At 64.4% G+C, this 21,146-nt stretch carries 18 protein-coding genes; 12 read left to right on the plus strand and 6 right to left on the minus strand.

Translation table 11 applies throughout. The annotated features are described in order from the left end of the window. Window positions 1–43 precede the first annotated feature (43 nt). On the minus strand, window positions 44–325 hold the full coding sequence (locus FTO74_RS02810) for a hypothetical protein (RefSeq protein ID WP_181955720.1): 282 nt from the start codon (window positions 323–325) through the stop codon (window positions 44–46). A gap of 307 nt (window positions 326–632) precedes the next feature. On the opposite strand from FTO74_RS02810, the gene FTO74_RS02815 reads away from it, so the two are divergent. The 8 genes from FTO74_RS02815 to FTO74_RS02850 all read left to right on the plus strand — a co-directional run bounded on the left by FTO74_RS02815 (window position 633) and on the right by FTO74_RS02850 (window position 6,989). After that, the gene (locus tag FTO74_RS02815) at window positions 633–1,769 is read left to right on the plus strand and encodes a c-type cytochrome (RefSeq protein WP_162536777.1); all 1,137 of its coding nucleotides are present in this window, start codon (window positions 633–635) and stop codon (window positions 1,767–1,769) included. Between the two features lie 79 nt (window positions 1,770–1,848). Beyond that, complete coding sequence (locus tag FTO74_RS02820) at window positions 1,849–2,310, plus strand: hypothetical protein (protein ID WP_162536778.1); 462 nt, start codon at window positions 1,849–1,851, stop codon at window positions 2,308–2,310. 94 nt (window positions 2,311–2,404) lie between these two features. After that, a complete protein-coding gene (locus FTO74_RS02825; protein ID WP_162536779.1) occupies window positions 2,405–2,797 on the plus strand; it encodes a hypothetical protein in 393 nt (130 codons plus the stop codon). Between the two features lie 37 nt (window positions 2,798–2,834). After that, window positions 2,835–3,983 (plus strand): VWA domain-containing protein, encoded by a 1,149-nt coding sequence (locus FTO74_RS02830; protein WP_162536780.1) that lies wholly within the window; start codon window positions 2,835–2,837, stop codon window positions 3,981–3,983. A 436-nt stretch (window positions 3,984–4,419) separates the two neighbouring features. Continuing rightward, the gene (locus tag FTO74_RS02835; RefSeq protein ID WP_162536781.1) at window positions 4,420–5,283 is read left to right on the plus strand and encodes a hydroxymethylglutaryl-CoA lyase; all 864 of its coding nucleotides are present in this window, start codon (window positions 4,420–4,422) and stop codon (window positions 5,281–5,283) included. A gap of 20 nt (window positions 5,284–5,303) precedes the next feature. Continuing rightward, window positions 5,304–6,083 carry an enoyl-CoA hydratase-related protein gene (locus FTO74_RS02840; protein ID WP_162536782.1) on the plus strand — a complete coding sequence of 260 codons (780 nt, stop codon included), beginning with the start codon at window positions 5,304–5,306 and terminating at the stop codon, window positions 6,081–6,083. A gap of 207 nt (window positions 6,084–6,290) precedes the next feature. Further along, window positions 6,291–6,506: a Fe-S cluster assembly protein IscX gene (iscX, locus tag FTO74_RS02845; RefSeq protein WP_162536783.1), complete on the plus strand. Its 216-nt coding sequence runs from the start codon at window positions 6,291–6,293 to the stop codon at window positions 6,504–6,506. Between the two features lie 69 nt (window positions 6,507–6,575). After that, window positions 6,576–6,989 (plus strand): hypothetical protein, encoded by a 414-nt coding sequence (locus tag FTO74_RS02850; RefSeq protein ID WP_162536784.1) that lies wholly within the window; start codon window positions 6,576–6,578, stop codon window positions 6,987–6,989. Between the two features lie 24 nt (window positions 6,990–7,013). Here FTO74_RS02850 and FTO74_RS02855 read toward each other — a convergent pair whose 3' ends face one another. From FTO74_RS02855 to FTO74_RS02865, 3 genes are all read right to left on the minus strand, one after another. Beyond that, window positions 7,014–8,603 carry a VWA domain-containing protein gene (locus FTO74_RS02855; protein ID WP_255462464.1) on the minus strand — a complete coding sequence of 530 codons (1,590 nt, stop codon included), beginning with the start codon at window positions 8,601–8,603 and terminating at the stop codon, window positions 7,014–7,016. A gap of 80 nt (window positions 8,604–8,683) precedes the next feature. Beyond that, complete coding sequence (locus tag FTO74_RS02860; RefSeq protein ID WP_162536785.1) at window positions 8,684–10,264, minus strand: lipid II flippase MurJ; 1,581 nt, start codon at window positions 10,262–10,264, stop codon at window positions 8,684–8,686. A gap of 169 nt (window positions 10,265–10,433) precedes the next feature. Next, window positions 10,434–11,045: a MerR family transcriptional regulator gene (locus FTO74_RS02865; protein ID WP_162536786.1), complete on the minus strand. Its 612-nt coding sequence runs from the start codon at window positions 11,043–11,045 to the stop codon at window positions 10,434–10,436. A gap of 218 nt (window positions 11,046–11,263) precedes the next feature. Between FTO74_RS02865 and FTO74_RS02870 the strand changes: the two genes are divergently transcribed. Further along, window positions 11,264–12,895 carry an adenosine deaminase gene (locus tag FTO74_RS02870; protein ID WP_162536787.1) on the plus strand — a complete coding sequence of 544 codons (1,632 nt, stop codon included), beginning with the start codon at window positions 11,264–11,266 and terminating at the stop codon, window positions 12,893–12,895. A gap of 65 nt (window positions 12,896–12,960) precedes the next feature. Further along, entirely contained in the window at window positions 12,961–13,857 is an 897-nt protein-coding gene (locus FTO74_RS02875) for a DUF1684 domain-containing protein (protein WP_162536788.1), read from the plus strand. A gap of 295 nt (window positions 13,858–14,152) precedes the next feature. Here FTO74_RS02875 and FTO74_RS02880 read toward each other — a convergent pair whose 3' ends face one another. Beyond that, on the minus strand, window positions 14,153–14,974 hold the full coding sequence (locus FTO74_RS02880) for an alpha/beta hydrolase (protein WP_162536789.1): 822 nt from the start codon (window positions 14,972–14,974) through the stop codon (window positions 14,153–14,155). A gap of 67 nt (window positions 14,975–15,041) precedes the next feature. Between FTO74_RS02880 and FTO74_RS02885 the strand changes: the two genes are divergently transcribed. Both FTO74_RS02885 and glgP read left to right on the plus strand, forming a co-directional pair. Continuing rightward, complete coding sequence (locus tag FTO74_RS02885; RefSeq protein ID WP_162536790.1) at window positions 15,042–15,326, plus strand: hypothetical protein; 285 nt, start codon at window positions 15,042–15,044, stop codon at window positions 15,324–15,326. 255 nt (window positions 15,327–15,581) lie between these two features. Beyond that, on the plus strand, window positions 15,582–17,402 hold the full coding sequence (gene glgP, locus FTO74_RS02890) for an alpha-glucan family phosphorylase (RefSeq protein ID WP_162536791.1): 1,821 nt from the start codon (window positions 15,582–15,584) through the stop codon (window positions 17,400–17,402). 235 nt (window positions 17,403–17,637) lie between these two features. Here the strand turns inward: glgP and FTO74_RS02895 are convergent, their stop codons facing one another. Further along, complete coding sequence (locus FTO74_RS02895; RefSeq protein ID WP_162536792.1) at window positions 17,638–21,129, minus strand: efflux RND transporter permease subunit; 3,492 nt, start codon at window positions 21,127–21,129, stop codon at window positions 17,638–17,640. Between the last annotated feature and the right edge of the window lie 17 nt (window positions 21,130–21,146).

The following is a 21,146-nucleotide window of genomic DNA, read 5'->3' on the forward strand; positions in this document are numbered from 1 at the left end:
CCACTTCGACTGTTGCTGTTGTCGTTGTTTGTTTTCTTGGTTGTCATTCAGGAGCGAAGCGGAGGAATCTGCTTCTGTCTTTGCCGTTGTTCTTGCTGTTGCCGTTGTTCTTGCTGTTGCCGTTGTTCTTGCTGTTGCCGTTGTTCTTGCTGTTGCCGTTGTTCTTGCTGTTGCCGTTGTTCTTGCTGTTGCCGTTGTTCTTGCTGTTGCCGTTGTTCTTGCTGTTGCCGTTGTTCTTGCTGTTGCCGTTGTTCTTGCTGTTGCCGTTGTTCTTGCTGTTGCTCCTGGGGTAGGTCCGGGCTTTAGCCCGGACATCAAAACTCACCCAAGAAGCGGGCTTTAGCCCCCGAGGTATGCTTTCCTCTCCTCACCCCAAAATCCTGACGGACGAAAAGCGCCGAAGGCGCGTCCTATACCAGCCTAGGGCGAAGCCCTAGGTAACCGAACGCATAAAAGAGAAGAGGGCTGAAGGCCCGACCTATCCCCGGCACAAATCCATCCCGCCGGACAAATCCACTTTGAACGCAAATATTCTCTTTGCCAATGGTCTGACCATCATCTGACGCAACAGAGGTTGCGCCTCCTGAATTACAATCAGGCCACGAACATCAATCGCTGGAGCAGGGGTGGGCATGAGGGGTGGTTTCGAGATTCAGAGCCGTGGCTTGCGCAACACGCTGAGCTTTCTAGGATTGCTGTCCATACTCACCGCAGCCGGTTGCCGTCAGGACATGCACGACCAGCCGAAGTTCTTCCCCCAGCGCGGCACCTCTTTCTACGCCGACGGGCGCTCCGTCCGCCCGCAGGTCACCGGCACCGTCGCCCGCTCGCAGGGCGACCCCACCAGCTACCTGCACACCGGCATGATCGACGGCAAAGAGGGCGACGTGATGCCCTTCGCCGCGACGGCTGACGTCCTCGCCCGCGGCCAGGAGCGCTACAACATCTACTGCACCCCCTGCCACTCCCGCGTCGGCAACGGCGTCGGCATGATCGTCCAGCGCGGCTACTACCCGGCGGGCAACTTCCACACCCTGCGCCTCCAGTCCGCTCCCCTCGGCCACTTCTTCACGGTCATGACCAACGGCCTCGGAGCCATGCCGGACTACGCCGCGCAGCTTACGCCCGAAGACCGCTGGGCCGTCGCCGCCTACATCCGCGCCCTGCAACTGAGCCAGCACGCCACCCGCGCCGACGTCCCCGCAGGCACCCCGGTCGAGAACCTGAAGGACATCGCCGCCCGCGAAGGTCTCCCCGACAGCTTCGCCGAGCCCTGGACTGCACCCGCGATGACCTCCGTCCAGACCGCAGTGCAGGCCATCCACGCCGCTCCCATCGCGACCCCAGAGCTGGCCAGCTCCACTCCCATGCCGCCCGCGGCCACACCCACACCTTCGGCGACCACCGCATCCCCCACGGTTCCCATCCCAACGGCGAAGCAGACCGCCTCAGCAGCCGGAGCAGCAACCGCCAAGGCCGAAGCCCCTGCTGAACCCAAGCCGGTGGTCCATGCCGCTCCCAAGCGAGACGTCGCGGCGGGCCAGGCCATCTACATGAAGAACTGCTCCATGTGCCACCAGCCCACCCGCGCCGGTATGCCTCCCGTGATCCCCGCGCTGATCGGTATCGTGGACAAGGTGGGTGAGGACCACATCCGCAGCGTGGTCACGACCGGCATCCCCACAGGCAAGCCGCCCATGCCGTCGTTCGCGGACAAGCTCTCCGCCGACGACATCAACAACCTGCTCGGCTTCCTGAACACCAAATAGGCGGACACGCCGCAAGAAAGTGGCGTAAACAGGCGTTTTTCCGGTTCGCGGCGCGAGACCTTGGTGTACGCTTGCGGCTATGCCATCCGGCATCAGAGGCAGCGCGAGTCTCCACTCCGGCAAGCTTCGCTGGCTGGTGGCTCTCGCAGTGCTGGTTGTCGTCGGCGTGTTAGCTGGAATCAGGCTGCGCAAGGCGGCTCCCGCTACCGCCTATGGTCCATCCGACCCCTCTGCCCGCCGCGAGTGGTCGATCATCCGGCGCAGCCAGCTCAACACCATGACGCCGATCTGGCTCATCGACCACTGCGGCTATCCCGTCAAGAACAACGTTCGCGAGTACGCCAGCGAGGTCGGCACCGTTCCCCGGCGGTATATGACCTATCCCAGCCCCGACGGCTCGACCAAGCTGGTCTCGTTCCTCTACATCGAGGGCCACTGGCAGGCCCCCACCATCTCCGAAGGGGTGGAGGACAGGTATCCCCTCGCCACCGACAAGGACCTTACCCATATCCTCGACATGCTCCCCTGCCTCGGCAGATGAACTGCACTACTTCAAGTGCAATCCACCACGTCGGCTCACCATGTTTTACCGTCCGCTATCCACGTTCTATCCATCCTTCCGGTACGCTATAGAGATGGCAAATCGGTATGGTGAGGCCGCCTTGATGGCGGTGAAGATGGATACCTTCGGCAAGGCGTATACGCCGGAGGAGCGTTGGCAGGATGCGGTCGGCAAGCTGTATCCCACGACGCCGATCGGGCAGAAGAAGGCGGGTCCGCGCAACGCGTTCCTGGGCCTCTGCGAGGCGGGGCTGGTGAAGGATATTCCGGCTGGGCAGTATGCCTCCTGGACCTCGAACGGCAATCGTAACAAGGCTTACGCGGTGCAGGCCGTGGAGCTGTTGAAGGCCGGGACGCATAAGACGGTCTCGTCGCTTTGGGCTGCGGTGACCGATGGCGAGAACGTGGAGCACGGCAGCCAGATGGACGTGGTTCTGGCGTTGTGGAAGAACGGGCTGATCGTCTGAGCTGCGACTTCGCCGGACATATATCGTCTAACTTCGCATGATTGCCAAGCTGCGGTTTTCTCTGGCTCGCTGCTTCTCCGTTGGTCTTGCCTTGTCCGTTGTTTGTTTGGCCGCGCACGCGCAGGCCGCGAAGCCCGCGACGGCGGACAGTAGCGCCATTACGACGATCAGCACGCAGGCGCGGCTGGTGAATCTGCCGGTGGTGGTGCGGGACAAGAAGGGCGGGCTGATCCATTCGCTCACCAAAGACGACTTCGTCCTGAAGGTGGACGCGAAGCCGCAGGTCATCCGCTACTTCGATCAGGATGCGAATCTGCCACTGACTCTGGGGCTGCTGGTCGATATCAGCGAGAGCCAGCGCAGCGTGATTGACGAGGAGCGGACGGCCAGCTCGGCGTTTCTCGACAAGATGCTGGCGCCGGATCGGGACAAGGCGTTCGTGGTCCAGTTCGGCAGCCAGACGGAGCTGTTGCAGGACCTGACCTCTTCGCGGCCCAAGCTGCAGCAGGCGCTCAAGGAGATTGGCAGCACCTCCGGCTCCAGCAGCAACGACGACGACAGCAACTCGCGCTCGTCGCGGCGCGGAACGGTGCTGTACGACGCGGCGTTTCTGGCCGCCGATGAGGTGATGAAGCCGGTGAAGGGGCGCAAGGCGCTGATTCTGCTGACCGACGGCGGCGACCGCAACAGCCGCGAGACGCTGAATAAGGCGATTGAGGCGGCGCAGCGGGCGGACACGATCATCTACGCGATCTACTTCAAGGGCGAGGAGCCGCATCAGGATTACAACAACAACGGGCGGCAGCACGGTGGCGGTTATCCGGGTGGAGGGTATCCCGGCGGGGGCTATCCGGGGGGCGGATACCCGGGTGGAGGCGGACGGTTTCCGGGGGGCGGACGTCCCAGCGGCGGTGGTGGGAACAACCTGCCGAACCGGGTGGACGGAAAGAAGATTCTGTCGCAGATGGCGGCTGAGACCGGCGGGCGGATGTTCGAGGGGAAGAAGAACAACCTGGCGGATATCTATGGGCAGATCGGCGAGGAGCTGCGGGCGCAGTACCGGCTGGGATATACGCCGGATGCGGATATGGCGTCGGACGGGTATCACCAGATCGATCTGACCCTGAAGGATGCGAAGAAGGGATATACCGTGCAGACGCGGGATGGGTATTACACGGGCAAGTAGATTGAAACACGCGAAGCGTCGAGAACCGCACGAAGTGCCGCCCGCCCGGCGTTAAGGCGCTCTTGTCGTTGCTTTTGAGGTTGAGAAAAGAAAGCATACCTCAGGGGCTAAAGCCCGCTTCTGTGGTGAGTTTTAATGTCCAGGCTAAAGCCCGGACCTACCTCAGAAGCAACGACAACGACGAAAGCAAAAACAACAATAGAAGCAGATTCCTCCGCTTCGCTCCTGAATGACAACAAATAGAACAGGCAACAGCAACAACGCCCTCGCGCCGGGCGGGCGGCACGTCGTGCGGTACTGGACGCTTTGCGTAAAGGCAAAGATTTCAAGGCTCCGCTCTTATCCCCTTTTTCCTTTTTCATCCCCGTTTGCTTTGTCCTTTGTCCTAGTGATGATCCCGCGCGGTTGGTTTAGGGTGGTGGTGGGAGTTTTTCAGATGGTCAAGATTGTGGAGTGTCCGCGCGACGCGTGGCAGGGGTTGCCGGGCGTGATGCCCGCCGAGGTCAAAGCCGACTACCTGCGGGTGCTGGTAGAGGCAGGGTTCAAGCACATCGACGCAGTGAGCTTCGTCTCGAAGGAGGCGGTGCCGCAGATGGCCGACTCGGAGCGGGTGCTCGAGTACCTCGACCCGCCGGAGAGCGTGGAGATCATCGGAATCGTGGTCAACGAGAAGGGCGCGGAGCGTGCCGTGAAGACCGGCGCGGTCTCGACGCTGGGGTTCCCCTACTCGATCTCGACGGAGTTCCTGAAGCGCAATCAAAACCAGACGCCGGAGGAGTCGCTCGAGGCCCTCGAAGCCGTGGGGACGCTGGGGTACAAGGCGGGGCTGGACGTGGTGGCGTATCTCTCGATGGCCTTCGGCAACCCGTATGGGGACGCGTGGGATATCGAAGAGGTGGTGGCGGCGTGCGATCTGCTGGTGGACTGCGGGGTGAGCCAGATCTCGCTGGCCGATACGGTGGGGCTGGCCACGCCGCGTCAGATTGAGGACGTGGTGAGCGATGTGATGGCGGTGCACGACCGCATCGAGATTGGGGTGCACCTGCACGCACGGCCGGAGATGGCTCCGGCACTGATCGAAGCGGCTTACCGGGCCGGATGCCGCCGGTTTGACTCGGCGATCGGCGGGCTGGGCGGGTGTCCGTTTGCGCAGGACGCTCTGGTGGGCAATGTGGCGACGGAGACGCTGCTGGCCGAGCTGAAGCGGCTGGGTGCGGAGCTGCCGGAGCTGGCTCCGCTCGATAGCCTGATCGCCGGAAGCGCGGAGATTGCGAAGAGGTTTGGGCCGAAGATTCAGTAAGGGATTTCGAGGAGGAAGTGATGGGCGAGCAGTTGGTGTTGCGGTCGGAGCAGGGCGGGGTGAGGACGTTGACGCTGAACCGTTCGGAGCGGCGCAACGCGCTGACGCCGGAGATGCAGGACGAGCTGATCGCCGAGTTCGAGGCGGCGGGCCGGGACCCGGAGGTGAGGGTGCTGGTGCTGGCCGGGGCGGGCGAGGTCTTCTGCGCGGGGCTGGACCTTGCGGCGTTGCAGGCGATGGCGACGAAGAGCGCCGAGGAGCATGAGGCGGACTCGCGGCGGATTGCGCGGGTCTTCCAGGCACTGTACGAGGTGCCGGTGCCGACGATTGCGGCGGTGCATGGATACGCCATCGCGGGCGGCGCGGGGCTGGCGTCGATCTGCGACTACACGCTGGCGCTGGCGGGGTCGAAGCTGGGGTATACGGAGACGAAGATCGGGTTTGTGCCGGCGCTGGTGTCGGCTTATATGACGTTGCAGGTGGGCGAGAAGCATGTGCGGGAGCTGCTGCTGACGGGGAGGATTGTGACGGCGGAGGAGGCGTTCCGGATGGGGCTGGTGAATGAGGTGGTGCCGTGGGAGCTGCGGGCGCGGGTGGATGCTGTGGCTCGGGAGCTGATGGAGTGCAGTCCGGCGGCGCTGCGGGCTACGAAGGGGTTGCTGGCGGCGCAGAATGAGGCTTGGCTGGATGCGGCTTTGGCTGAGGCGATGAAGGTGAATGCCGCGGCAAGGGAGACGCCGGACTTTCGTGAGGGGATTGCGGCGTTTCTGGAGAAGCGGCCGCCGGTGTGGCAAGGATAAAAAGCGCCCTAACGCCGGGCGGGCGGCACTTCGTGCGGTTCTCGGGGCGATATAGGTGAATGATCTTCTGAGGGCCTCCCGTTGGTCGGCAGTGAACATCTTTGTTCCCGACCAGCGGGAGGGCCACGCGAAGCCGAGAACAGCACGAAGTGCCCTGGCCGGCAGGACATGGTTTTTAGTTAGACTGGCATCAGAGAGGCGATTGCAATGGCGCGTGAGATTAGCTGGACCGATACGGCGGAGATTGGGATTCAGTTGCAGGAGAAGTTTCCGGAGGTTGAGCCGTACAGCGTGCGGTTTACCGACCTGCATCGCTATGTGACGGAGCTGGAAGGGTTTGTGGGTGATCCGCTGAAGTCGACCGAGCCGATCCTCGAGGCGATCCAGACGGCGTGGAACGAGGAGTACGAGGACGCGCGGTAGGGCGTCGATTGTGGTTCCATTGCGGTTCTCGGGGCAGGCGAGTAGCTTCCTCTAAAGGAGGACCATCGCATGAATGACTTCGATCCAGCGGATGAGAGCTTCCTGAGTGAGAGCGAGATCGTGGCGCGGGTGCCGGTGTGGACCGCGCTGGCGCAGCTCTTCAGCGATAACAAGATGCAGGGGGCGGACTACGATGCCGTCTCGGCGGTGCTGCGCGGCGCGGGGCTCGATGCGGCGGCGGCGCGGCACATCCTGGTGCACGAGGTCGCGCCGGTGTTTTATGAGCAGCTCGATGAGGCTGCCGAGAAAAACTGGACCGGGTGGAGCGCGGCCGAGGTCGAGCGGATGATGCGGGAGTTTCTGGCCAGGAGCGCCTCGCGCAGAAAGTGGCTGGGCGTGCAGGCGGGGCGGATGTCGCGGCGGGTGATGCTGGGCGGGTGGGATGCGGTCGAGCGGCGGATGTTGGAACAGACCGGAGGATGACGGGGTAATCCGCCGCTCGAACAGCTAGTTTTGCTGCGATGGGGCTGCCGGGTGGGTGGTGGCCGCGGCCACCACCGGCTGGCCGGGCACGGCGTCTACCGTGCCGATCCGGCCCGAGGCGGTGACGCGGACGGTGAAGCGCACGCGGACGGCCTTGGGGTCTGGGATGAGGTCGTAGCTCAGGTTCAGGCCGCGCTCCAGACGTCCCGTGGGCGGCACGGTCGGGGGTGCGGAGCCCTTGATAACCCTGGCTTCGCGCTTCAGCTCCTTGCCCTTCTTGTCGTAGGTGGTGACCATCAGGATTACCTCGGCGCGGCGCGGCTCCGTGTCGGTGGCGTACGTCCAGGCCAGAGAGCGCGGCTCGATGTGGATGACGTAGCTATCCGGCTTCTCGGGCAGGTTTTCAAGGCGCAGCGGGACGCCGTCGTAGACCATCGTGCTGCTGTCGGCGGCGGCGAGGTCGGCCATCAGCCTGCGCGACGGGTTGACGGGATCGACCCGGCCCGGGCCGCGTTGCAGGTAGTAGCCCTCGCGGGTGTAGACCTTTACGCCGGGACGGTCCACCGTAACGACGATCTTGCGGAAGCGGGTGGGGTTGGGCACGGTGGCCGTCGGGCGGTAGGTGAGGGTGTAGGAGCTGGAGCCGTCGCGGATCGCGGTGCCGATCTCGGCGTCGACGTCGTTGCGGCCGTAGAGCGTGCGGCCTCCGGTGGCCGTGGCTAGCTTGGCGAACTGGTAGTTGCCGCCGAAGGGGTCGTTGAACTCGGCGGCGGGGCCGTAGGTGTTGTAGACCTGTAGCCCGGCGGGGTCGATGGTGTAGAGGGTGACGCGCGCGTCGCGCAGCACGTTCACGCACTCCTGCACGGCGTTGTAGACGCGGTTTTCGGTATCGACGGGCATGTTGGCGAAGTTGACGGCGGGGAAGCCGCGCCCGATCCAGATCATGTTCTTCTGGCCCTGGTGGCCGACGACGGCCTGGGCGACGCGGCGCAGCGACTCGAAGGCGGTGGCGTAGCGCTCTCCTACCCAGGAGTACTGGTGGGCCTGCCAGGGGTTGCCGGAGAAGTGGTGATCGAGTGCGGAGATAATCTCGTCTTTATTTTGGGTGTAGTCGCGCAGGACGGTGAAGTTCTGCAGGCTGACGGCGATCAGCATGGTGGGGATGGCGAGCTTGCCGGGCTGCCGCTCCAGGAACTTCTTCAGGGAGTAGCGGGCGAAGGCCATGTCCTCGAAGCGCGTGTTGAACTCGTCGAGCAGGATGATGTTGACGGGCGCGCGGGGAGCCTGCTGGTCCAGCTCGGCGGTGGAGTTGATGTTGAGCTCGGGGGCCGGGGTGTGGGCTCCGGAGGGATCGAAGTTCAGGACGGTCTGCGGCTCGCCGGACTCGGTGACGTGGAAGTCCTCGCGCTTGAGGTCATCGACTACGTGCCCTTTGCTGTCTTCGACGACGAGGTCCAGTATGACCAGGCGGGTGCTGGTGCGGATGGTGTAGGGAACGGGAGCTGGGGGCTGGGCGGCGGATGCAGGCTCGGATGGCTGCTGGGCAGGCAGGGTGGTTGCGGCGGCGAACAGGGCGAGTGCTGCGAGGCGGCGGAGGACAGTGTTGAAGCTCAAGGCGGCTCCTGATTGCTTCCTGGTCCCCGAGTATATCGTTCGGTGATTAAGAGGACGTTTGTTTCTTATAGACGAGATCGTCAGCGATGAAGTCTCCGGAGGATCTCGTCGAGGAAGGTGGCGCGGGTGAGGCGCAGTGTGGCGAAGCAGAGGGCTGCCCAGATCAGACCTCCGGCGATGAGGACCGCTAGGTCGCCCGTGCGCGAGAGGCCGTGGGGGATGACGGGCGAGAGCAGGCGCAGGCCGACTCCGCTGACCAGCGCGGCGGCGGCGGTCTTGGCGATGTCGGCGCGGTCGAGGCCGAAGAGCGGGACCAGGTAGCGGCGGTGAGCCAGGACCGCCAGCGTGAGGGTCTGGATCAGGATGGCGATGTTTGACGCCCAGGCCAGGCCGAGCGAGCCGAAGTGCTGGTGCAGGAACCAGTAGACGGGCAGCGAGATCGCGGTGATGAGGGTTCCGGCAAGCATGGGGGCGCGGGTCTCGCCCGCGGCGAAGAAGGCGCGGGAGTAGATGCTCTGGGCCGACCAGAGGGCCAGAGAGATGGAGAAGACGGCGAAGTAGATGGCGGTGGAGGCGGTGTCGGTGCGGGTGTACTTGCCGCCGCGGAAGATGAGGTCGACCATGGGCAGCGCCAGCGCGAACATGGCCGACGACAGCAGCAACGAGGCCGACAGGATGCGGGAGACCGAGCGGTTGACGGCGGCGGCGTAGTCCTCGAACATGCCCCGGTTGTAGAGCGAGGCGAAGAAGGGGAAGGACGCGGCTCCGGCGGCCTGGCCGACGATGGCCATGGGTGCGGTGAAGAGCTTCTTGGCGTTGAGCAGCCGGGTGATGTCTCCGGCGGTGTGCTTGGCGAACCAGGAGAGGATGTTCGAGTCCATGAAGACGACGGTGACGCCGAGCATCAGGGGCAGGGACATGACGACCCAGTCGCGGAGCCCCTGGTTCTTGAAGTCGAGCACCGGCTGGTAGCGGACACCGGCCTTGCGGGCGGCGTAGGCGTTGACCAGGAAGGGGCCGCCGATGGTTCCGGCCAGCACGCCGATGGCGAGAGACGGGATGCCGAGGGTGCGCGAGAGCAGCACGCCGCCGAGGATGATGAAGACGTTGTAGAGCAGGCTGCCCATGGCCTGGTAGCCGAACTGCTTGCGCACGAGGGCGACCGAGGCGAGGACTCCTCCCGAGAAGAAGAAGATGGGGCCGGGGAGGATGATGCGGGTGAGAGTGGTGCAGAGGGCGGCTTCGGAGGGGTTGTCGGGGAAGTAGAAGCGGCCGAAGAGCGGGGCGAAGATCTCGGCGAGGAGGATGGCTGCGCCGAGCACGACGAGCATGGTGTTGAGGATGACGGAGAGGGCGCGGTCGCCCTCCTCCTGCTTGCCCGCCTCTTTGTAGCGGCTCAGGATGGTGACGAAGCTGATGCTGGCGGCTCCGCCGACGAGCAGGTAGTTGATGAGGTCGGGGAGGACGAAGGCGACGTTGTAGGCGTCGGTGCCGGGGCCTGCGCCGAAGGTGTAGGCGATGTACTTGTCGCGGATGAGGCCGATGACGCGCGAGAGCAGGGCGAAGGCGGTGAGGAAGATGGTTGCGGAGAGGGCTGTGTGCTGGTGAGAGAGGCTCAGGAAGCCGAAGCGGGGGGCCGGTTTGGAGGCTGAGGGAGGCACTGTCGTTAGTCTAACTGCGGTTGCCTTTACGCGAAGCGGGCGTTCACACGCCTTTTTACTGCTTCGCGTGGTCCTCCCGTTGGTCGGAAAGAAAGATTCTCGCTGCCGACCAACGGAAGGCCCTCAGAAGATCGTTCACCCACGCAGCCCCGAGAACCGCACGAAGTGCTTAAGAATTCGGTTCAGGCTCGTCGAGCTGATCGAAGAGGCTCTCGAAGGGGATCGGTTTAGATAGTACGCGCGGGGCGGGCTTGGGCTTAGGTGCCGGCTCGGGAGCGGATCGGCGGATGGGCTGGACGGTGGACTTCGCCGAGGCCGGACGCGAGAGCAGGGAGTGCAGCTCGGCCAGCTCCTTGCGGATGGCCTGGAGATGGTGTGCGCCTACCGCGTTGGGCGGGGTGTCGGGGGCTGCGGTGTCGTCCGGAGCGGTCTGCTGCGGGTCTTTGCTGCTGCGCAGCTCGAGCTTGAATGCCTGGCGCGCGCCGGGGATGGTGTAGCCCTCGTCGTAGAGCAGGGTCTTGATCCGGAGGGCCATCTCTACGTCGCGGCGGCGGTAGAGGCGCTGTCCGGTGCCGCCCTTGTTGGGGCGGAGCTGGGGGAACTCGCCCTCCCAGAAGCGCAGGACGTAGGCGGGCACGGCGCAGAGCTTGGCGACCTCGCCGATGCGGAAGTAGAGCTTGTCGGGAATCTCCTGACGAGAGCTGGAGGAGCCGGAGCTGCCCGAACCCGAGCCGCGGGGGGAGCTGCCGCTACCTCTTCGGATTGGCTCGTGGTGGGCCATGCGATTGCTCTCCGTTGACTGAATCGAGACGACTGGACCGCAGGGATCTTCGATGTTGAAGCGGACGTTCGGGCAGGCGAACAGGTCTGCCGCTGGCTTATCAACAGTATAGGGCAGGGTGGGGTGGATGGAAGTAGGTAAGTTGATGCGGAAAAGTAGGGACTCAGGGCATGGGCAGGTTATTCTGATGCGAGTCCACAGGTTTAAGGGAATCGCCGATGAAGCTCTGGTCCGTTTGCGTTGCCGCTGGTCTGCTGCTGGGAGTGCCGTTGGGTGCCCAGGTGGCGGCGCATGCGCCTAACTCAGCTTCGGAGTTGCGGACCGCGAGGGCGTTCGATAAGGCCAAGGCGGGTGGGCCGCTGGAGCTGAACGCGTTTCTGCGCGAGATGCCCAAGGGCGGCGAGCTGCATATGCACCTGAGCGGCGCGGTCTACGCCGAGACCTACATCAAGGAGGCGGCGGAGGAGCTGCTGTGCGTGAACCCGGCGACGCTCTCCCTGACCAAGAATGTGGGGACGACGCGGCGGATGCCTCCGCAGGCGGTGTGCGCCGAGGGGAGTGTCTCGGCGGCCTCGGTGCTGAAGGATCAGAAGCTGTACGACGAGCTGGTGGACGGCTTCTCGATGAAGAGCTACACGCCGAGCGAGGGGTGGAGCGGGCACGACCAGTTTTTCGCTACCTTTGGCCGGTTCGGGACTCTGGCGGCGACGCATAAGGGCGAGTGGCTGGACGAGGTGGCGACGCGTGCGGCCTCGCAGAACGAGCAGTATCTTGAGATTTTGGATACGCCGAGCTTTCAGGCTTCGGTCAAGCTGGGCTACGAGTTGGGCTGGCCGGGGCAGTTGAAGCCGGTGACCACGGCGGAGACCAGCGCGGGGGACGACCTGACGGGGACGTCGCGCGAGGAGCTGGCGGCTCTGCGGGAGAAGCTGCTGGCAGGCGGTGTTCGGGCCGAGGCGGAAGAGGACAGCCGCGAGTTTACCGGCGAGCTGGTCGAGCGGGAGCGTTTGGAGGGCTGCGGGACGGCGGCGGCCAAGCCCGCCTGCGCGGTCAAGATTCGGTTCCTGTACCAGGTGCTGCGGGCGTTCCCGCCGCAGCAGGTCTTCGCGCATACGCTGCTGGCCTTTGAGGTGGCATCGCATGACCCGAACGTGGTGGGGATCAACTTTGTGCAGCCCGAAGATGCCTACATGGCCATGAGCGAGTATCACCGGCAGATGCTGATGCTGGATTATTTGCATTCTGTCTATCCGCAGGTGCACATCTCGTTGCACGCGGGCGAGCTGGCTCCGGGGATGGTTCCTCCGGCGGGGCTGCGGTTTCATATCCGGCAGGCCGTGGAGCTGGGGCACGCGGATCGGATCGGCCACGGCGTCGATGTGATGTACGAGGACGATCCCAAGGCACTCCTGAAGGAGATGGCCGCGAAGAAGGTCGCGGTGGAGATCAACCTGACCTCGAACGACGTGATCCTGGGGGTGACCGCGAATCGGCACTCGCTGCCCGCGTACCGGGCGGCGGGGGTGCCGGTGGCGCTCTCGACCGATGACGAAGGGGTCTCGCGGATCGATCTGACGCACGAGTACGTGCGGGCCGCGACGGAGTTCGGGCTGGGGTATCTGGACCTGAAGAAGATGGCCCGGAGCGCGCTGGAGTTTTCGTTCCTGCCCGGAGGCGGGCTGTGGGCGGAAAAGGGCGTGTACGGCAAGGTGGCGACGGCTTGTACGGGGCAGGTTCTCGGGGCCGCGACGCCGAACGCTGGTTGTCGGGCCTTTCTGAAAGAGAACCTGCGAGCTACGGAAGAGTGGGAGCTGGAGCACCGGTTCGCCGCCTTCGAGGCGGGTAAGTAGCACCGGCTTCTCCAGCAAAAATTATCGAACAACTGAAGATAAGGCACTGGGATACAGGAGGCATTATGAAGATGCTGGCTCTGGTATTGAGTGGTTTGCTGTTGGCCCCGACGGATGCGACGCCGACGGGATATCGTGCGCAGGTGGAGCGGGCGCGGGAGCAGAGGGCGAGCACGCTGGCTGGGCCGGAGGATTGGCTCTCGCTGGTGGCGCTGGAGTGGCTGAAGCCGGGGGAGACGACCGTCGGGTCGGCTGCCGGGTCCAAGGTGCGGCTGGAACACGCTCCAGCCGCGTGGCTGACGTTGCATGTGGATGAGGGCGGCGGGGTGTCGGTCAGCTCGGTTGCCGCCGGGACTACGGCGAATGGGCATCCGCTGGCCGCCGGGCCTGTATCGAAGGCCGATGGCGACGCCGGATTCCGGCAGGGCAGTCTGGTGGCCACGGTGATTCGGCGTGGCGACCGCAAGTACCTGCGGGTGAAGGATGCCTATGCCAAGACGCGGGTGGAGTTCCGTCGGCTGAACTGGTATCCGGTGGACCCGAAGCTGCATGTGATCGCCAAGTGGATTCCGGCGGCGACCCCGACGACGCTGACGATCCCGAATGTGCTGGGACAGGTGAGCCAGGCTCCTTCGCCGGGCGTGGCGGAGTTCACGCTGAATGGGCAGACGATCCGGTTGGCTCCGATCCAGGAGGAGAAGAACGCCTTGTTCTTCATCTTCCGCGATGCGACCAGCCGGGCGACGACGTATGGGGCGGGGCGGTTTTTGTACACGGCGCTGCCCTCGAATGGGCTGACACAGGCCGGAACGGTGGAGCTGGACTTCAATCTGGCGACGAATCCGCCGTGCGCTTACACGCCCTACGCGACGTGCCCGCTGCCGCCGGAGCAGAACCGGCTGACGGTGGCGATTGCGGCGGGAGAGAAGCGGTATGGTTCTCGAACCGGCGAGGGGGAGTGATCTGCTGAGGGCTCCCGTTGGTCGGCAGCAAGAATCTTTGTTTCCGACCAGCGGGAGGATCACGCGAAGCAGTAAAAAGGCGTGTAAACGCCCGCCCTCCGCGCAGGAGGCCTGTCCGGCAGGACGTCTTTGCCGTTTTGAAGAAAGCATACCTCGGGGGCTAAAGCCCGCATTGGTGGCAGGTTTTGATGTCCGGGCTAAAGCCCGGACATACCTCAGAAGCAACGACAACAACAGCAAAAATACCCTTCGACCCAGGTGAGAGTTGGCACGGCTTTAGCCGTGCCCTTAATGGTCAGGGATTCGATAGAACCTTATCGGCGAACTCTAACAGGGCCGCGTTGAACTGTTCGGGCCGCTGGAGCGGTGCGAAGTGGCTCACGCCGTTGAGGAGGAGCAATTCGGCGTTTGGAATGGTCCGGGCCAGGTACTCGGCGTGTTCGAGCCGGATGAACTCATCCTGTTCGCTCTGTACGATCGTGACCGGCACGCCGATCTGCGCAAGATCGTGCGCGGTGTAGTTGGGCTGCGTCTGCTGCATAAGAGTGAGGTCTCGGACGAGATCTTCGAAGCGATCCGGTGTGTCTGAGAGCGCGGCGTAGTCCCTGGTGTGCCGGGCCAAGCAGCGGTTCAGGGTAGGGGTGGCGGCAAAAGGCTTTACGCCGCTGGGGTCCATATTACAGGCAAAGAAGAAGACGCCGGAGACGCGGGAGGGAGCCGTCGCGGCGAGGACCAGGGCGGTGCAGGCTCCATCGCTCCAGCCTGCCAGAGCAGCCTTTTCCAGAGACAGCGTATCCATGACGGCCAGGACGTCGGAGGCCATCAGTTCATAGGAAAATGGCTGCTCGTCGCGCGTGCTGCGGCCGTGGCCACGGCTGTCGATCAGCACGGCACGGTAGCCGCGGCGGATCAGCGCCGGAACCTGGTATCCCCAGTTGCCGCTATGGCCGAGGCCGCCGTGCAGCAGGATCAGCGGGATTAGCGGCTCGCCGGAACCGTAGGTGGCGTACCAGACGCGGACCCCCGCGTGTTCCACGTAGCCCTCGCGATCCGCGACCGGCAGCGGCAGCGCTCCCTCTGCTTCGAACCTTTGGAGGTCGTCGTCGTGAGCTTCCATCTCGTTCTTCCTCAATTTTCACTGTTGGTTAGACCAGTGCGCGGTAGACTCTAGGCGAGTCCTTGTGATGAAAACAGTTCTTTTCAGCTTCGTACAACTTCTGCTCTTCCTTGGAGTGTTCCTGGTCGGAAGCTTCATGAACCCTCTGCATATGCGGTGGTTTGTGACTCATCCTACGCCGGAAAGCACACGGTTCTTCGCTCCGGGCGGCCTGCTGCTGGCGCTCGCGGTCTACGTCCTCATCCTGTTGGTTCAGGCTGTGACCAAACGGATGACGATCAGCACAACGATTGCCTTCCTACTGGCGCTGGCCCTGGGGCTGGCGGCAAAGTTTGGTTTTGTAACTCAATAGGTAGGTGGAGTTACCTCCAGAGTCGCCTGTAAGAGGGCTCGGCGGGCATAGCGGGTTTGGTAGTCTGTAGAAGTTTCGGGCACGACTTGCCGCACTTTTCTTTCCTTTGCTGCCGCATCTTTCAGAGCCGAGAGACGACGCCCAAACGCAATACAACCGAATTTAGACCAGCCCGCCGATTCTCATCCCGTTCGTCGCGCTCGTCCATCTGAGCGGAGAGCGGAGTGGTGACCGGCACACGAGGAATCGATCCGTATGAGCCTTCCGCCGAGCCTAGCGAATACCACGACCACCCCGAAGTTCTCCTCCACCCCCGACCTGAAGAGCCGGTCTGTCGCCTATTTTTCGATGGAGATCGCGCTCTCCCCAACGCTGCCGACCTACTCGGGCGGCCTGGGGATGCTGGCCGGGGACACGCTGCGCTCGGCCGCGGACACGGGCGCGCCGATGCTGGCAGTCTCGCTGGTCCATCGGCGGGGGTACTTCAAGCAGCATCTGGATGCGAACGGGCAGCAGACCGAGGAGGACGTCTCCTGGACGCCCGAGACCATGCTGCCCAGTGCCGAGCAGGTGGTCACGATCACCATGCAGGGCCGCACTGTGAAGGTGCAGGCGTGGCGGTTTGACGTGGTGGGCGTGGCCGGACACGTGATCCCGGTCTTTCTGCTCGACACCGATATTGAAGGCAACGATCCCTTTGACCGCAAGCTCACCGACCACCTGTATGGCGGCGATACGTACTATCGGCTCTGTCAGGAGACGGTGCTGGGGATCGGCGGCGCGGAGCTGCTGGCGGCGCTGGGCTGCGAGTTGAAGGTCTATCACATGAACGAGGGGCACGCGTCGCTGCTGTCGCTCTCGCTGCTGGAGACGCAGGTGGAGAGCCGCACCGGCAGCAAGTCGCTGATGGCGGCGACCGAGGAGGATCGGCTGGCGGTGGCTCGGCGCTGCGTCTTTACGACGCATACGCCGGTTCCGGCGGGGCACGACCAGTTCGGCCTGGACCAGATGTACGCGGTGCTGGGTGATGAGCGGAGCAAGGCGCTGGAGCGTTTTGGCGGGCTGCACAACAACCTGCTGAACATGACCTATGTGGCGCTGCGCTTCTCGCGTTGGGTGAATGGCGTGGCCATGCAGCACGGCAAGGTCTCGCAGGCGATGTTCCCCGACTATCACGTGGAGTCGATTACGAACGGCGTGCATGCGGCGACGTGGATGGCGCAGCCGTTGCAGGAGCTGCTGGACAAGGAGATTCCGCGTTGGCGTCACGATAACCAGTACTTCCGTTCGGTGTACGGGGTGACTCCGGCGAAGATCGCCAACTGCCATCGCCTCACCAAGCGGAAGCTTCTGGAGCTGATCGCCGAGCGGACGGGCGAGTTTCTGGACGAGCGGGTGTTGACGCTGGGCTTTGCCCGGCGCGTGGCGACCTACAAGAGGGCCAATCTGCTGCTCGAAGACCCGAAGCGGCTGGCCAAGCTGGCAAACAAGATCGGCGGGTTGCAGATTATCTACGCGGGCAAGGCTCATCCGGCCGACGCGGCGGGCAAGGGGCTGATCCGCGAGGTCTTCGAGTTGGCGGGGAAGATCAACACGAACTCGCTGCGGATTCTGTATCTCGAAAACTACGACTGGGAGCTGGGCGCGAAGCTGACGCAGGGCGTGGACGTGTGGGTGAACACGCCGCGGCGTCCGTATGAGGCCTCGGGTACCAGCGGGATGAAGGCTGCGCTGAACGGTGTGCCGTCGCTGAGCATTCTCGACGGCTGGTGGATCGAGGGCTGCGCGGAGGACGTGACGGGCTGGGCTATCGACGACGGCGACAACGATGAGGCGGAGGCGGGGAGCTTGTACGAGAAGCTCGAGCAGCGCGTGGCTCCGCTGTATCAGAGGCCGAACGCGTGGGCGCGGATGCAGCAGCACTGCATTGCGATGAACGGCAGCTTCTTCAACACGGACCGGATGCTGGGGCAGTACTTCGCGAATGCTTACTTTCCGCAGGAGCAACCGACGTATGCGACCCCGGCGATTGAGGCGGAGGTAGAGGCAGAAACACCAGTCGCTGCCGCCATCTAGGGGGTACTTCGTACGGTTCTCGGGGCGGTATGGGTGAGTCATTGGCATGGGGCCTCCCGCTGGTCGGCACAGCGAACATTGTTTGCTTCCGACCAACGGGAGGACCATGCGAAGCTCTAAAAAGGCGTGCAAACGCCCGCCCCGCGCGTAGCGGGCCTGTCCGGCAGAACGAGTCTTTCCACAATAGAAAAGCCGCTGTCTCGTTTTAGAGACAGCGGCTTTTCTATTGTGGAGTTTAGTCTCCGGCGACGGGGTGTGGGTCGTGGTGGTGGGCGTGGCCGAGGGTGACCGGCTTGATGCCCCGGACCTTTTCCAGCCAGAGGCGCAGCCGGTCGAAGGCCAGGTAGACGACCGGGGTAGTGAAGAGTGTCAGGCACTGCGAGACGATGAGGCCGCCGACGATGGTGATTCCCAGCGGACGACGCAGCTCGCTGCCGGTGCCGTGGCCGAGAGCCAGAGGCAGACCGCCGAGGAGCGCCGCCATCGTGGTCATCATGATGGGACGGAAGCGCAGCAGGCAGGCCTGGTAGATGGCCTCCCGTGGCGTCTTACCCTCCTCGCGCTCGGCGACGAGAGCGAAGTCGATCATCATAATGGCGTTCTTCTTCACGATGCCGATCAGCAGGATCACGCCGATCATGGCGATGACCGAGAGGTCGGTGTTGGTGACCAGCAGCGCCAGAATGGCTCCGACACCGGCCGAGGGCAGCGTCGAGAGGATCGTCATTGGGTGGATGAAGCTCTCGTACAGGATGCCGAGGACGATGTAGACCGCGACCAGCGCCAGGCAGATGAGGACAGGTTCAGTCGAGAGCGAGTCCTTGAAGGCCTGGGCCGTGCCCTGGAAGCCGCCGCGGATGCTGACGGGCATCCCGATCTTGAGGCGCGCAGCCTCGATGGCGTCGGTGGCGTCGCTGAGGGCCGCGCCGGGGCTCAGGTTGAAGCTGAGGGTGGCGGCGGGTGTCAGCGACTGGTGGTTGACCGAGAGCGGGATGCGCTGGGTCTCGTAGCGGGTGACGGCGCTGAGCGGGACCATGGTGCCGGTCGTGCTCTTGACGTAGATGTTCTTGAGCGAGCCGGGGTCAAGCTGCCACTTGGGGTCGATCTCCATGACGACGTGGTACTGATTGAGCGGCATGTAGGTGGTCGAGACCTGGCGCTGGCCGAAGGCGTCGGCCAGCACCGAGTCGACCGCCAGCGCGGAGACGCCGAGGCGGCTGGCCGTGTCGCGGTCGATGATGATCTGGTCGCGCAGGCCCTTGTCCATCTGGTCGGTGTTGACGTCCTTGATGGCGGTGATCTTCTCCATCGCGGCCATTAGCTGGGGCGACCACTCGTTCAGGTCCTTCAGGTTGTCGGAGGTGAGCGTGTACTGGTACTGCGCGGCGGAGCTGCGTCCGCCGATGTTCAGCTCCTGCGCCGATTGCAGGTAGAGCCGCGCGCCGGGGATGCCGTGCGTGGAGTGGCGGAGCCGGTCGAGGATGACCTCGGCGGTGTCGCCGTTCTTCTGCCGGACCTCGTCGGGCTTGAGCGAGAGGAAGAGGTGCGAGCTGTTGGAGCCGCCGCCGCCACCGCCGCCGCCCATGAACATCATCACGTTCTCGACGCCGGGGTCCTGCCGCACCTTGGCGACGAGGTCGGTGGACTTGGCCTTGAGCAGGTCGAAGCTGACGTCCTGCTGGCCGTTGATCTGTCCGCTCATGCGGCCCGTGTCCTGCTGGGGGAAGAAGCCCTTGGGGACGATGACGAAGAGCACGCCGTTGAGCGCGATGGTCAGGATCAGGACGATCAGGACGAGGGTCTGGTGGTTCAGAACCCAGCGCAGGCCGCGGTCGTATTCGTCGGTCATCCAGTTGAAGGCGGACTCGCTGAAGCGGTAGATGCGGCCGTGCTTGCGCTTGTTGTGCGGTTCGAGGAAGCGCGCGCTGAGCATGGGCGTGGTGGTGAGCGAGACCACCAGCGAGACCAGGATGGCCGCCGAGAGGGTGACCGCGAACTCGCGGAAGAGACGGCCTACGATGCCGCCCATCAGCAGGATGGGGATGAAGACGGCGATGAGCGAGATGCTCATGGAGATGACGGTGAAGCCGATCTCCTGCGAGCCGATCATGGCGGCCTCGTAGGGGCTGAGGCCCATCTCGAGGTGGCGGCTGATGTTCTCGATGACCACGATGGCGTCGTCGACGACGAAGCCGGTGGAGATGGTGAGGGCCATCAGCGAGAGGTTATCGAGCGTGTAGCCCAGCATGTACATGATGCCGCAGGTGCCGAGCAGGCTGAGCGGCACCGAGACCGACGGGATCAGCGTGGAGCGGACCTCGCGCAGGAAGACGAAGACGACCAGGATGACGAGGAAGATCGAGAGGACGAGGGTCTGGGTGACGTCCTTGACCGAGGCGCGGATGGTGGTGGTACGGTCGAGAGCGACTTGCAGCTTGACGGCGGGCGGGATCGACGCCTGCAGCAGCGGCATCAGGGCGATGATCTTGTCGACCGTCGAGATGACGTTGGCTCCGGGCGACTTGAAGACCGTGATGAGGATGCCCGGCTTGCCGTTGACCAGGCCGCCGGTGTGAATGTCTTCGACGCTGTCGACGATGTCGGCGACGTCGCGGATGCGGACCGCGCCGTGACCCTGGGTGGAGGTGCCGCTGGTGACGGTGCTGGTGGTCGCGGCTGGGGCGGCGGTCGTGGTGGTGGTGGGGTTGACGGCAGCCGCGGCTACGGCTGCGGCCACGGCTGCGGGCAGGCCGTTTGAGGCGGCGGCCGAGCTGACGGCTCCGCGGTCGGTGGAGATGATGAGGGGGGCATAGGCGGCCGCGCCGAAGAGCTGGTCGGTCGTGGTGACGGCCATGCGGCGGTCGCCCTCGTTGAAGTAGCCGGTGGGCTTGTTGACGTTGACCGTGCCGAGCGCGGCGCGCAGCGCCTCAAGCCCGATGCCGTAGGAGGTGAGCAGGGTGGGGTTGGCCTCGATGCGCACGGCGGGCTTGGCCGAGCCGCCGATGTTGACCTGGCCGACGCCGGGGACCTGCGAGATCTTCTGGCCGAGCTTCGAGTCTGCCTCGTCGTAGAGCTGCGGGATCGTCATCGTGTCCGAGGTGAGGGCGAGGATGAGGATCGGCGAGTCCGAGGGGTTGATCTTGCGGTAGGTGGGGTTCGAGGGCAGATTGGTGGGAAGCTGCGAGCGGGCGGCGTTGATGGCGGCCTGGACGTCGCGCGCGGCTCCGTTGATGTCGCGCGAGAGGTCGAACTGCATGGTGATGGAGGTGCTGCCGACCTGCGAGGACGAGGTCATCTGGTTGACGCCCGCGATGCGGCTGAACTGGCGCTCGAGCGGAGTGGCGATGGCCGAGGCCATGGTCTCGGGATCGGCTCCGGGGAAGGACGCGGAGACGTTGATGGCGGGGAACTCGACCTGCGGCAGGCTCGAGACCGGCAGCAGCATGTAGGCGACCGCGCCCGCCAGGATGATGGCGATGGAGAGCAGGAAGGTGGCGACGGGGCGCTGAATAAAGGGCGCGGAGAAGTGGACGCCGTTGACGTCCGATTCGAGCGGCGTGCCCTCTTCGTGGAACTGACGGTCGAGCCGTTGCTGGTCCTCGACGGTGGCGTGTTCGTGCGGGGCGCGGTCGCCGCCTTGGTGCACGCGGCCGTCGAGCTTGGCCTGATCGCCGGGGAGAGCGTGGTCGGTGGGGGTACGGTCGCCGGGTTGGTATGGTTCGGCCATGGTGTCTCTCCGCTTGC

It is taken from the genome of Granulicella sp. WH15 (genome assembly GCF_009914315.1).
Classification (GTDB): Bacteria; Acidobacteriota; Terriglobia; order Terriglobales; family Acidobacteriaceae; genus Edaphobacter.